The 12807-nt window shown below is 54.1% G+C and carries 11 protein-coding genes; 7 read left to right on the top strand and 4 right to left on the bottom strand.

Annotation, left to right across the window (positions count from 1 at the left end):
* Positions 1–129 precede the first annotated feature (129 nt).
* The 3 genes from E1297_RS47125 (at position 130) to E1297_RS47135 (ending at position 2494) form a co-directional block, all read left to right on the top strand.
* Complete coding sequence (locus tag E1297_RS47125; protein WP_155151877.1) at positions 130–606, top strand: lytic transglycosylase domain-containing protein; 477 nt, start codon at positions 130–132, stop codon at positions 604–606.
* 226 nt (positions 607–832) lie between these two features.
* On the top strand, positions 833–1534 hold the full coding sequence (locus E1297_RS47130; protein WP_170330989.1) for a LuxR family transcriptional regulator: 702 nt from the start codon (positions 833–835) through the stop codon (positions 1532–1534).
* Positions 1535–1630: 96 nt separating this feature from the next.
* A complete protein-coding gene (locus E1297_RS47135; RefSeq protein WP_155151106.1) occupies positions 1631–2494 on the top strand; it encodes an acyl-homoserine-lactone synthase in 864 nt (287 codons plus the stop codon).
* A 96-nt stretch (positions 2495–2590) separates the two neighbouring features.
* Here E1297_RS47135 and tig read toward each other — a convergent pair whose 3' ends face one another.
* The 3 genes from tig to E1297_RS47150 form a co-directional block, all read right to left on the bottom strand.
* Complete coding sequence (gene tig, locus E1297_RS47140; RefSeq protein ID WP_155151109.1) at positions 2591–3922, bottom strand: trigger factor; 1332 nt, start codon at positions 3920–3922, stop codon at positions 2591–2593.
* Between the two features lie 184 nt (positions 3923–4106).
* On the bottom strand, positions 4107–5231 hold the full coding sequence (locus tag E1297_RS47145) for a porin (protein ID WP_155151112.1): 1125 nt from the start codon (positions 5229–5231) through the stop codon (positions 4107–4109).
* 310 nt (positions 5232–5541) lie between these two features.
* Entirely contained in the window at positions 5542–7278 is a 1737-nt protein-coding gene (locus tag E1297_RS47150) for an NAD(P)H-hydrate dehydratase (protein WP_155151115.1), read from the bottom strand.
* 169 nt (positions 7279–7447) lie between these two features.
* On the opposite strand from E1297_RS47150, the gene E1297_RS47155 reads away from it, so the two are divergent.
* Together E1297_RS47155 and glnA are read left to right on the top strand one after the other, a co-directional pair.
* Positions 7448–7786, top strand: a complete 339-nt coding sequence (locus E1297_RS47155) for a P-II family nitrogen regulator (protein WP_108800222.1) — start codon at positions 7448–7450, stop codon at positions 7784–7786.
* 37 nt (positions 7787–7823) lie between these two features.
* Positions 7824–9230: a type I glutamate--ammonia ligase gene (glnA, locus tag E1297_RS47160; RefSeq protein ID WP_155151118.1), complete on the top strand. Its 1407-nt coding sequence runs from the start codon at positions 7824–7826 to the stop codon at positions 9228–9230.
* Between the two features lie 54 nt (positions 9231–9284).
* On the opposite strand, the gene E1297_RS47165 is transcribed toward glnA, so the two are convergent.
* Positions 9285–10646 (bottom strand): MFS transporter, encoded by a 1362-nt coding sequence (locus E1297_RS47165; protein WP_155151121.1) that lies wholly within the window; start codon positions 10644–10646, stop codon positions 9285–9287.
* A 224-nt stretch (positions 10647–10870) separates the two neighbouring features.
* Between E1297_RS47165 and E1297_RS47170 the strand changes: the two genes are divergently transcribed.
* Entirely contained in the window at positions 10871–11668 is a 798-nt protein-coding gene (locus E1297_RS47170; RefSeq protein ID WP_155151124.1) for a lytic transglycosylase domain-containing protein, read from the top strand.
* Positions 11669–11866: 198 nt separating this feature from the next.
* Positions 11867–12778, top strand: coding sequence for a hypothetical protein (locus E1297_RS47175; protein WP_209016420.1), 912 nt, complete (start codon positions 11867–11869; stop codon positions 12776–12778).
* The last annotated feature ends 29 nt before the right edge of the window (positions 12779–12807 follow it).

Here is a 12807-nt window from a genome sequence, read left to right on the forward strand (position 1 = left end):
AAGGCCGCGTATGATTGCGCGGCCTTTTTTCTTTGCGCCATACGAGCAAAATTTGGCCAGAATTCAGACCTAAGCTTGCAGTCTGATGATGGCACCATATCATCGGCCATCGCATCTCGGAGATTCCCCATGACTGACTACTTTCGCCGCAGCGTATTGGCCTTTGTTCTGTTTGCTCCGCTGGCCGCTTGCGGTGGCCCGGACACGCCGACGCAAGATACATTCAATCCCCCACTCTACCCCAATGAAACGCCCGAACTGCGTGAATCAATCAACAAATGGGCGGATCACTACGAGCTGCCGCGTGAATTGCTGCATAAACTTGCCATTCGCGAAAGCACCCACCGTCCCTGGGCCGTAAACCGCCCTTACTATGGCTTACTGCAAATCCTTCCCGCTACCGCGCGATCGATGGGCTACACCGGAAATGCTCAAGGGTTGCTGGATGCAGATACAAATCTCGAGTTTGCAGGAAAATACCTGCGCGGCGCATGGCTTCTGTCGGACGGTGATCAGCAACGAGCAATCTTTTTGTATGCCAAGGGCTACTATCCCGAGGCAAAAAAGCGTGGAATGTTGGTCGAGACCGGGTTGGTCAAAGAATAATGTCGTCTGATTTGCGAAAAACCCTCGGCCAAGGACCGTTTGGTTTGGATTACCCGCAATAAACTAACAGAATCGCGTTAATCTGTTGCCAATAGCACTCAATAAGCCCATGTGATATACACAAATGGCTTGCACAAGACCCTTTGGTTGACGCAACGTAGACTTCTATGGGGAAAGATATGGCAGTTTGTTGGGGAACGCTGCCGACGGTACAAAGGTTGGACAGTTGAAGCTCATCGACTTGGCCGCAATAGATCACGAGGAGAAGTCGGCTTACGACATCATTAACTCTGTATGTGATGAGCTTGGCTTCGACTACGCCTCTTATGCGACCACACACCCAGTTAAGGGCGACGTGCAGGGTTATGCAAATTACCCTGACGAGTGGAAGATTCACTATGGAAGCCAAGGCTTTCATAAGGTTGATCCAACGCTCTATCAATCCGCGCTGAGTATTGCGCCCGTTGATTGGGGGCGTTTCAATCATGATGACAAGTTCAATGCCGTTTTCCGTGACGCCCATGATTTCGGAATTACCGACCGCGGGCTGACCGTACCGATCCGTGGGCCATATGGTGAATGTGGCTTGTTGAGCGTCACCAAGGATTGCTCTGACACCGAATGGAAAAAGCTGAAGAAACATGTCATGGGGGATCTTCAGCTGGCAGCTGTACAGGCGCATGATACCGTTATGCAGTCAGGATTGCTGGCCAAGGCGCTATATCTACCTGCCCTGTCATCGCGCGAAAAAGAGATCTTGCAATGGACAGCTGAAGGTAAATCTCAGCAGGATATCGGTGATATTCTTTGCATCTCTCACCGCACTGTCGAAGTTCATATGCGCTCTGGTCGCGAAAAATTGGGTGCTTTGACTACCCCACAAGCCATCGGAAGGGCAATAGGTCTGGGTTTAATCTACCCTGGGTAATCAAATTAGGCCCAAAATTACGGGAAATCCCCAATAGTCTTGTTTCGAAACTAAGTTAATCTCCTCTCTACGGTAACCAGACTGTAGGGGGATGGAATGATCATCGTAATTGATGGTATCAACCAGCATAAGTTCAATGATGTCTTGGATGACATGTATAAACTGCGGGCACGTGTGTTCGGGGATCGCCTTGGGTGGGATGTAAATATCCAAGACGGGCGTGAGAAAGACCAGTTCGACGACCTGCATCCTGCACACGTGGTCAGCATCAACGACGAGGGGGACGTCGTTGGGTGCATGCGCCTGTTGCAGACCACCGGGCCACACATGCTGGCCGATGTATTCAGCTCGATTATGGACGGCGAACCGCCCATTCGAAGCTCTCAGGTTTGGGAAGCAACCCGCTTCTGTGTAGACACAAAGAAACTTGGACGTGGACGCGGTAAGAATTCCGTATCATACGTAACCAGCGAAGTCATGATCGGCTCATTCGAATACGCCCAGGAGGCGGGTGTTCTGGATGCGATCGCAGTTATTGACCCAGTCATGAATCGGGTTCTTCAGCGTTCGGGCAATGCGCCGTGCGATTATGTCGGATCAGCAAAGCCAATGGGCAAGGTTGTTGCGATGGCGGCATTGATGGATTGCTCGGATGAACGTATCTCAGCCATTCGCGAATATGCCGATATTGATCACGACGTCTTCCTGACGGATGAGCAGGCACTCGAAAGGTTTGAAACAGGCCGCATTGCGTTCCAGCAAGACGCCACGACCGCGAATTTAGACCACCAACCGCTCACTGAACTGGAAAAGTACTTTGTCGAGCAAATGCACTCGGCAACAACGAAAACCGAAGTCGAAGCTGTTCTCAGATTGATCGAGGCACTTTCGGATCGGTTCACCCCAGAGCAAAAGACTGCTCTGTTAAAGACCCCCCGTGCTTTTGCTCATGAGGCCTGACCCCCTCACCTCATAAGTCAAAGCCACCCATGCGGAGCCGTCTTATTTCAGACGGCTCCGCTTTATTTTGGCCCCTGATCAGGGGAAGGAAGAAGATTATTCCTCTTCCAGTGCCTCAACGGCTTTCTGCAGATCGTCTTTGCTGACCTCTTTGTCAGCAACCTGAGCCAGTTCGAAGACGTAGTCGATAACCTTGTCTTCAAAGATCGGCGCGCGCAACTGCTGCTGCATCTGAGCGTTCTGCTGCACGAACTCGAAGAACTGGCGTTCCTGTCCTGGGTACTGACGTGCCTGGTTCATGATTGCCTGAGTCATCTCGGCATCAGTAACTTCAACTTCGGCTTTCTGACCCAGTTCTGCCAGCAGCAGACCCAGACGCACGCGGCGTTCAGCCAGCTTGTTGTGCTCGTCGGTCGGCTCGATCTCGGCGTGATCGTGGCCTTCCACTTCCGGGTTTTCTTCGTGCCACAGCTGGTGTGCGATCTGCTTGGCTTCGGCATCAACCAGCGACGGCGGCAGGTCGAACGATACCTTGGTGTCCAGCGCGTCCAGCAGGGCCCGCTTCATAACTGCGCGAGATGCACCGGCGTATTCCGCTTCCAAACGCTCGGCGATCTGAGCCTTCAGCGCAGCCAGATCTTCTGCACCAAATTTGGTAGCCAGTTCATCGTTGACCTCAGCAGCGACGGGCTCTTTCACTTCTTTGATGGTGCAGGTGAAAACAGCGTCTTTGCCAGCCAGGTGCTCGGCACCGTACTCTTCGGGGAAGGTTACGTTGACGTCCTTCTCCTCTTCGGCCTTTACGCCAACCAGTTGCTCTTCGAAGCCGGGGATGAAGCTGTTCGAGCCCAGAACCAGCGGATAGTCTTCTGCCGAGCCACCTTCGAACTCTTCGCCGTCAACTTTACCAACAAAGTCGAACACGATCTGGTCACCATCTTTGGCTTTCGAGCCTTTGCGACGCGCTTTGAAATCCTGCGCTGTCTCGGCCAGATTGTTCAGTGCTTCTTCGACAGCTGCGTCATCTGCTTTGACTACCAGCTTTTCCAGTTCGACCGACTTCAGGTCTACTTCAGGGATTTCAGGCAGCGCTTCATAGGACATTGCGACTTCGACGTCATCGCCTTCTTTCCAGTCCTCGTTGGTCATCTTGACCTCAGGCTGCAGGGCAGGACGTTCGCCGCTGTCTTCAAAATGCTTGTTCATCGCGCCGTCGATGGATTCCTGCATCGCTTCGCCCAGCAGGCGCTGGCCAAACTGCTTTTTCAGCAGCGCCATCGGCACCTTGCCTTTGCGGAAACCCTTCATTTCGATTTCCGGCTGCGCTTCGGTCAGCTTTTCGTTGACCTTTTCGTCCAGCTCGGCGGCGGTGACAGTGATGTTGTAACCGCGTTTCAGACCTTCGTTCAGCGTCTCGGTAACCTGCATTATGGTAGTCCCCATAGGATTCGGGGCGCGCAAAACGGCGCGCCGGGCAAATTTGACGCCTTCTATTTGCCCAGCCGCCCGCGTGCAAGGGGCAAGTGCCAGATCTGCCCTGTTTTACCGACCTAACAAACAAAAAAACGCCCCGGTGCGAGCCGAGGCGTTTTCAGATCACAAAGAGATCTGGTCAGAACCTCCAACGAGCGCCAAGCACCCATGCTTCGTTCTTGTCAAAGGACGCACTGTCTTTGAAGTCATGGTTGCGATACTTCAGGTAGGCATCCGTGTTAATGCTGTCGATACGCTGAACAACGGCGATACCCCAGGCTCTTGTGCTGGATCCGTCATTCTCAAAATCAGCGCCGTCGTAGTAGTCGATACCAACCCCGGTTTTACCCCACGAAATCCAGTCATCCTCATATGCGATCTTGCCATACCAGTAGTTCGGATCAGACGCTCCGACCGCATCATTGCTTCGCGTACCACCTGCAACGGTAAAGCTCAGACCGTTTTGCAGCAGAACTGAGGCCGAACCGATGGTGTCCTTACGATCACCCGAGTTATCGTCTGCCTGACGAACTGCATAAGCGACACCCGCCGAGAACTCGACGCCACCGCTGAAGGTGTTGTTATAGAAAACACCTACGTCGTAGTAGTCGTCATCATCGCTGCTGGACAGAATGTTCTGACCATATGCAAAACCGGCAGAGAATCCGTTGAAGCTGGGCGTGTCATAACGAATACGACCGCGGCGTGAGCCATCAAAGTTGCTGCTGGAGTCGCCGACGGTGATGTCACTCAGAATGCCGTCAGTGCCGCGATAAAAGAAGCCCGAGTTTTCATCATTGGTAAATGAGTAAAGCGCCGTACCTACATAGGACAGGTCTACTTCGGCAGCACCATCCGATACCATGCTGCCCTGACCGGCTGAGAATTTACCCCAGTTGCCCTTTAGTGCAAAATCAACGTGGCGGATGTCTTCACGCGTCCAGCCGCTGAAGTTGGTACCAAGCTGGTTCCATTCGGACGAGTTTGGCAGGCCCAGTGCCGATTCAAACCGGAACGTGAACTCGTTTTGGCCAAACGGCTGCATCAGGCGCAAACCAACGCGGCTGTTTGACAGATCGTTATCCAACACGCGGGTCTCAGTTTGCTGCCCATCATCTACCGAGATGAGTGCAGGGTTGAACTGTCCGTACAGCAGGACATATCCGCCACTGTTATTTTCGTATTTCAACTCGGCAGCGGCTGGAATTGCCGTCGTTGCGGCCAGTACTGCAGCTGCGGAAGAGAGTTTGAGATTAAGGGTCATTTCACTCACCATGAAAAGTTCCGGTTTCAGGTACTGCTCAAATGTTTACTGAACGCGATGGTTCCAGAGGCGCTCAGTCCATGCCGTATATTCATTGCAAATCCGCCACAGCCGACACAGCGATGAAAGACACATTCTTATTTCTTTTCAAAAGGCTACATTTACAAGCCCAGGTGGCAGCAAATTGCTCCCAAATAAATTCTGCCCTTCCGCTATGCGTCTGGCAAACACTCGCTATGCATTAACGCAGAATGAACCGGCATAAAGTCGCCAATCCTACGCTCAGTAGGCCACTATTTGCGCAACGCAATCAAACATTCAGCTTTTTAAGAACTTCAGGTAGCTGTTCGGGCAGATCTTCTGCGATCAGGCCGGGTCCAAACTGCCGCGCGCATTCCACGTGCAACCAGGCTCCGGTCTCGGCAGCTTGCATTGGACTAAATCCGCGAGCCAGCAAACCGGTTATGAAACCTGCAAGAACATCCCCTGCGCCCGCCGTTGCCAGCCATGGCGCTGCACGATCGTAGTGCGCTGAGTTAATCGCACACTGCCCATTCGGTGCAGCAACTACAGTATCCGGCCCCTTGAATAAAACCACGCACCCTGCCCGTTTGGCCGCATCGCGCGTTGCATCCACCTTGGAGTAGGCCGGGCCTTCGGTAGGCGTTGCCGCCAGCTTTTCGTCAATATCCGGAAACAGCCGCGCAAATTCACCTCCGTGCGGGGTTAACACGCAGTTTTCGTGCAATCGAGAGAACAACAATGCCGGATCATCCGCAAAAGCCGTCAGTGCGTCGGCATCCAGAACCGTTGCGCGCTTTGCCTCAAGGGCTGCGGGCACCAAATCCCGCGCACACTCTAAACCCAACCCAGGACCAAGACAGAGAGCGTTCAGCCGCTCGTCCTTAAGCACGTCGGTCAGCCCCTCTGCCCCCTCAACCTGCTGTAGCATGATGGCTGTCACCTGCGCCGCGACTTCCATCTGAGCCGCTGGAGGCACACCCAGCGTCACCAATCCAGCCCCAATGCGCAAAGCCCCTCGGGCGGCTAGCCGCGCAGCGCCGGTCTTAGCCGGACCACCCGAGCAAATGAGGGCGTGGCCGTGGGTGAACTTGTGATGTTGTTTGAATTTGGGCAAGCGATAGAGCGGCAACCCACCCCATGTTCGCTCGTCTTTCACGCGGCCCGGTGCCTCGGCAAGGGTTAGAAAAGCAGGGCGGCTCGCCCTGCGAGAAGGCTTTGGTCCCAACGTGAAAGCATCGTCATATGGTTCACCGTAAAAGCGGCAACGCTGCTTGGAAATACCGATGTCTTTAACAACGAGCTTGCCACACAAATCCGGCCCTTGCGCCAGGAAATGCCCGGGCTTTGGGCTGTCGAAACAAACAGTCAACCACGCAAAACGGTCGTACAAAGCACGCGCGCCGCCTGCTTGGGCAATCTTGTTCCGTATCTCTACAGGAAAACTGTCCAGCACCTCGCGAGACCATGGGTTCGAAGCATCTTGATGCAGCACCCGCCCGCTGTCCAAACACAAGCCGGATGGCGCGTCGATGCTGATCATGCGGTCAGTGTAATGGTCCCCATTCGCACCAGAAAGATGCCGAACGACCTTGAACAATTCACCGACCAAACCGCGTTTCAGCCCGGTCCCGAACAAAGCATCAACGTATAGATCGGCAAAACCACCCTTGCGCATATTCTGTTCGGTCAGCGGTACAATCTCACCTAACTCCAGCCATCGATCATAATTCACTCGCGCATCTGCCGGCAGCTTTTCGGGATCGCCATAGAGAAACACCGCAACCTCCCAGCCCCACTCCTTCAGCAGCCGCGCCACGACAAACCCGTCGCCGCCATTATTGCCGGGACCACACAAAACCACGGCTGTACCAGATGTTTTCGACAGCTCAGGCCACTCTTCAAAAATCGCCTCAACTACTCCGTGTCCAGCGCGCTCCATGAGCTCCAGACCGGTCACCTCGCCAGACTCGATTGCTGCAAGTTCAATCGCCCGCATCTGTGCCGCTGTTAGCAATTCCGTCATCTCAAATCCCTCGGCGATTCAATTTTGATTACTTTTTGTGCAAGCTGATCAAAATTTGACCTGCCGCCTATTTTCTCAGCGCCCAACCCGGACCATTTTCGCAATCACATTGCCGACCGAATTTAGACGTGGTCAGTGCCACAGTGACAAGAGTTAATAGGAGCCCGGGATGAAGAAGATCGAAGCGATCATCAAGCCGTTCAAACTCGATGAAGTAAAAGAAGCGCTGCAGGATGTCGGCGTCCAGGGACTCAGCGTGATCGAGGTTAAGGGCTTTGGCCGTCAGAAAGGACACACCGAGCTGTATCGCGGCGCGGAATATGTCGTCGACTTTCTGCCCAAAGTGAAGGTCGAGGTCGTACTGGACGACGATCAGGTCGATGCAGCGATCGAAGCGATCGTAGATGCAGCGAAAACCGACAAGATTGGCGACGGTAAGATCTTTGTCTCGCCCGTCGAACAAGCCATCCGCATCCGTACCGGCGAGACCGGTTCGGACGCTCTATAAGCCAATTATCGAATTCTCAAACAGAGGACATGAGAGAATGAGCAAGGACGCAGTTCTTCAGCTGATCAAGGACGAAGGCGCCGAATACGTCGACGTTCGTTTCACCGACCCGCGCGGCAAACTTCAGCACGTGACCCTGATGGCCGATCAGGTTGACGAAGACTTTCTGGAAGAAGGCTTCATGTTTGACGGCTCGTCCATCGCGGGCTGGAAATCGATCGAAGCTTCGGACATGAAGCTGATGGTCGACACCGAAAGCGCTTATGTCGATCCCTTCTACGCAGAAAAGACAATCTGCGTGCACTGCTCGGTCGTTGAGCCCGACACCGGCGAAGCCTATGAGCGTGACCCGCGCGGCACCGCACAGAAAGCAGAAGCTTACCTGAAAGCATCGGGTATCGGCGACGTTGCCTACATGGGGCCCGAAGCTGAATTCTTCCTGTTCGACGATGTCCGTTTTTCGAACAGCATCAACAAGGTATCCTACGAAGTTGATGCAACCGACGCGTCGTGGAACACCGACACCGAGTACGAGATGGGCAACATGGGCCACCGTCCGGGCGTCAAGGGCGGATACTTCCCGGTCAACCCGATCGACGAAGCACAGGACCTGCGTTCGGAAATGCTGTCGACCATGAAGCGTCTGGGCATGAAGGTCGACAAGCACCACCACGAGGTTGCGTCCTGCCAGCACGAGCTGGGCCTGATCTTCGACAGCCTGACCAAACAGGCCGACGAGCTGCAGAAGTACAAGTACGTCATCCACAACGTTGCGCACGCCTACGGCAAATCGGCCACTTTCATGCCCAAGCCGATCGCAGGTGACAACGGCACTGGCATGCACGTGAACATGTCGATCTGGAAAGACGGCAAGCCGCTGTTCGCTGGCGACAAGTATGCCGATCTGTCAGACGAAGCGCTGTGGTTCATTGGTGGTGTTCTCAAGCACGCCAAAACCCTGAACGCCTTCACCAACCCTGCGACCAACAGCTACAAGCGTCTGATCCCAGGTTTTGAAGCTCCTGTTCTGCGCGCCTACTCGGCACGTAACCGTTCGGGTTGTGTACGTATCCCATGGACCGAAAGCCCGAAAGCCAAGCGCGTCGAGGCTCGTTTCCCCGATCCGGCAGCGAACCCCTACCTGTGCTTTGCTGCCCTGCTGATGGCCGGTCTGGACGGCATCAAGAACAAGATCGATCCGGGCGAAGCCATGGACAAGAACCTGTACGATCTGCCCGCAGAAGAACTGGCCGACATCCCGACCGTTTGCGGCTCACTGCGTGAAGCTCTGGAAGCTCTGGCGTCCGATCACGACTTCCTGCTGCAGGGCGACGTGTTCACCAAAGACCAGATCGACGGCTACATCGCACTGAAGATGGAAGAGGTTGAAACCTACGAGCACACCCCGCACCCCGTTGAATACGGCATGTACTACAGCTGCTAATTCAACCCTTTGCGGTAAGATCAGGGGCGCCTTTCATGGGCGCCCTTTTTCGTTTCATGTCCCTTCGGCCGTGTTGATCTCATTCCTCTCAATCGCGATGTAGCCGTACATCAAAACCGCAGCGGATATTGCTGCTGTTACCCAGAACACTGCAGCGAACGATCCCAGCATTGCATAGGTGCTGCTGCAGACCGCCATTCCCAACGTTCCTCCCAGCAACTGGCTGCTCAGCACGATACCCCCGGCTTGTCCCTGCATTCCAGGCGGAACCGAGATCATCACGGCTCGCTGCGGAGGAACAAAGAGGAAGGAAATAGCCACACCCGAAATCAACAGCCCTGCAAATACGAACACATTCTGATCCAGACCCATACCGATCGCCATACAGACCAGTCCGATCAGGGTGCCCAAAACTCCGAACAATGAAGGAAGTCTGGTTCCATAGGCATCTGCAGCTTTGCCTGCATAGGTCGCGGTTAGCACAGGTGGCACCACGGCTGGCAGCAGTGCCACCCCAGCCATCAGCGGAGACAGACCAGAAGACTTCTGAAAATACAAAGCACCAAAGACGAAGGTTGCGATTTTGACGAATTGGGCGAGCGACACGATCATGTTTGATGCTGCAAAGGTACCATTGGAAAACAGTCGCATCGCGATAAGCGGCGCAGTGCTGCGCAGCTCGACCCATACGAACAAAGCCAACATCACTATGCCGGTGATCAAAGGCCCGATGACATCAATCCGCTCCCAACCGCGCTCGGGCCCTTCCATGATGCCGAAAACGGTGAGGGTGAGACCTCCGACCAGAAGCAGCAAACCCGCCCAGTCGAATCCAGCCTCGGCTCGTCGGGGTGGATCGCGCCAGAACACCCAAGTGATGCAAGCTACGATCAGAACGATTGGCGGGTTGATCCAAAAGATCCAGCGCCAAGACAGATAGTCGGTCAGCAGGCCTCCGACCACTGGGCCGAGTGCCAGAAAACTTGTCCCGATCGCGCCGTAGATGCCAAGGGCCATTCCACGTTCACCCTCATCAAAAGACATCGAGACCAGAACAAGTGAAAGCGGAAAGATAATGGCAGCCCCAATACCTTGAACTGCGCGTGCGACGACGATCCCTGAACCACTTTGTGAATATCCTGCGGCGAGTGACGCAATGCCGAAAGTAAGTAGTCCGACGATGATCAGGTTCCGCGTACCGATGATGTCACCGAACCGCCCCGCAGCACCAGCAAGCGCTGCGAGCACAAGCAGGTAAATGTTCACGACCCAGTGTGCACTCAAACTGCTAAGGCCAAGATCTGATTGGATCGTTGGCAATGCAACACCCACAACGGTTTCATCAAGAAGAATGACCCCAAGAATTGCGCCCATCGCGGTAAGAACCCACCAGCGACTGTTCGACGTCTTGCCCATCGGAACTCCGCCTCCCCCTGAGAAAGAAACCTGATTTCATACTCATAGAACATGGCAGGGCTGAGATCCGTCAAGGAGCCAGTCACGGTCACTTGCAAGGGCGACGCGCCTCAGACAAAGTAGTTTTACGCCTGTTTTGGCGCAAATTGATCAATTCACTTCTTTGCGATAGCCGAGCCAGCTATCCTGAAATTCGGATTAGTCAGATCGAAAGAGTGCTGTTCATGAAGCTTCTCGTTGCTCCCGTTGCCGCCATTGCCATCTCTTTCGCCTCTGTTGGATTGGCTGCGTCATGCGGCAATAACAGCGCCGGTTTTGAATCCTGGAAACAGAGTTTCGCCAAACAGGCCCGCAAGGCAGGGGTGCGCAAAAAGGGACTGCAGGCGCTGGCGCAGACCCAATACGCCACGAGGACGATCGCAGCTGATCGCAACCAGAAAAGCTTCAAGTATTCCTTGGATAAATTCATGAGGGTTCGGGGCGCAGATACCATCGTTTCTCAAGGGCGCAAGCGGAAGGCGCGCAACCCGCAATTCTATGCGGCTCTGGAACGACAATATGGTGTTCCTGCCGGTGTTCTGATTGCTATTCACGGCATGGAAACGGGCTTTGGGAATTTCATGGGCGATAGTCAGGTTGTTTCCGCGATAACAACACTGGCCTACGATTGTCGCCGGTCTGAGTTCTTTATTCCGCATGCCATCGGAGCGCTGAAATTGGTGGATCAGGGTAGCATCACCATGGCGACAAAAGGGGCAAAACATGGCGAGCTGGGCCATACGCAATTTCTGCCGGGCAACGCCATAACCTATGGCGTCGATGCCACCGGTGACGGCCGCGTGGATTTCTACAACATGACCGACGCTCTGGCCTCGACCGCAAATTTCTTGCGTCAAAAAGGGTGGAAACCCGGTCGGGGCTATCAACCCGGCGAGCCGAACTTTGCAGTTATCCAGCAGTGGAACGCAGCATCTGTTTATCAGCAATCCATCGCAATCATGGCCTTGCGAATCGACAGCTAGGACAAGTTTCGCCTTAGCTGGCCGCACCCAATTTTCGCCACATTATCGCCACATCTAACCAGTTGACCCGGCGTTTCATTGGTTTCCAAAGCGTAATCAATCCTGTGAAAAATTCATTTTTTTGCATTTTCGTCAAATTTTCCCCTACTTCTCTCGCTATGATTGTGTGTCAGAAATCATATGGCAGAGGACTGTGCTGTGACTGCAAAGCACAAATACCATGGTGGACTTCAGTTCAACGGCGACGCGGAAGGCGCGCTCCGGCGGTTCTGTCACACCGTTTCTGCGACACTTGAAGACTATGGCCATCTGGTCGAGCGCAAGACGCTGACCAGCAAGACCGAAGCTAGTATCGTGTCCAGCCACTATCTTGTTCGGCTGCATCTTGAAACGACGCATGATGAGGCGAACGACCGATACGGACGTCTGGATCGTGCGGCCGGGTTGAAGACCATGGCTCGACCCGCGGTATCGCGTCCCAAGCACAGGCTAGCGATTTCGATAACCCCGGTTTCCGAGTTGCTGGACGACAGCGAGATTTCCGAGCTTATCCTGGTGGTAATGCTATATCGCATGGTCGATATCTGTTCGACTCAGCGGGTTGAATGGCTGTCGCCGAACACTGTTCTGACGATCGAACAGTTCCTGAGCACGTTCGATTCATTCACTCCTCGAAAACCTCGGGAGCGCAAACAGATCTTCGAATCCGTAACGGGTCAATTTGCTGGTATCGACATCGCCGATCAGGAAGAATTCGATCTTGAATCCGCAGCAACAAGAACATCGGGCCGCCCGATCAAGCTGACTGACGACCAGTTGCTGAGCATCGCGTTCAGAACAGATAATGAGCCGGTGCCCGAAGTTGACCAGCCAGAATCCGAAGCACCAGATGATGAAAGACCCAGTGATATTCTGCGTCTTACCAGCTGGGGCATGACCGGGGCAGTCGCAAGTTTTTCTGCACCGATCGCACTGTCAATGGCTGCAGTAAATCTGATCCGTGGTGAGGATTTTCGCCTGAATACACAGGTTCTGGTGTTCACCGTCGCGATTGTTGCACTGAATGCAAGTAACGCTTTTGCCGATGTTGCCAACGCGCTTGGCATGTAAACTTACTACCAACGACCCTCCTTGGAGAC

Source organism: Roseibium sp. RKSG952, from assembly GCF_009711355.1.